The following is a 612-nucleotide window of genomic DNA, read 5'->3' on the forward strand; positions in this document are numbered from 1 at the left end:
CCCTAATCACGTCATCGCGCTCGAAGCGCTGTGACCCCCTGGGTTTCACCAACCCCCGTCTGACCGGTTCGTCATCACTACTGAGCTGCTCCAACGCATCCCATCACATCACGCGATTATCGTGTGACGGAGATCTCCTTATGCGGCGGGAGCGTACACCTCCTTCCGCGTCATCACGGCCCAAGCAATCCGTGCTGTTTTGTTGGCGAGCGCCACTGTCGCGATCTTGGTTGGCTTGCGCTCAAGCAGGCCCGCCATCCAGGGTTGGCGAGCCGGACTCTTACGCGTCATTCGCATAACAGCAGTCGAACCGACGACCAGAAGCCGGCGAAGATAGCCATCGCCCTGCTTGGTTATTCCCCCGAGCCGCTCTTTGCCGCCCGAGCTGTTCGCACGAGGTGTGAGCCCAAGCCAGGCGGCGAACTGACGGCCTGATCGGAACAGAGATGCGTCCGGCACCGCAGCCGCGATAGCCGACGCTGTAATCGGGCCGATCCCCGGGATCGTAGCCAGCCTGCGGCTCGTCTCGTCGTTACGGTGCCAATCGAGGATTTGCGCCTCAAGCCGCTCGATCTCGCTCGCTAGTGCCCTCAACTGAGCGGCAATGCCATG

General features: G+C 61.9%; 1 protein-coding gene. It reads right to left on the reverse strand.

Annotation, left to right across the window (positions count from 1 at the left end):
- Positions 1-138: 138 nt before the first annotated feature.
- On the reverse strand, positions 139-612 hold a 474-nt coding region (locus AX685_RS21285; protein WP_156445925.1), incomplete at its 5' end, for an IS110 family transposase.

It is taken from the genome of Sphingomonas sp. CCH9-F2, assembly GCF_001556735.1.
GTDB lineage: Bacteria > Pseudomonadota > Alphaproteobacteria > Sphingomonadales > Sphingomonadaceae > Sphingomonas > Sphingomonas ginsenosidimutans.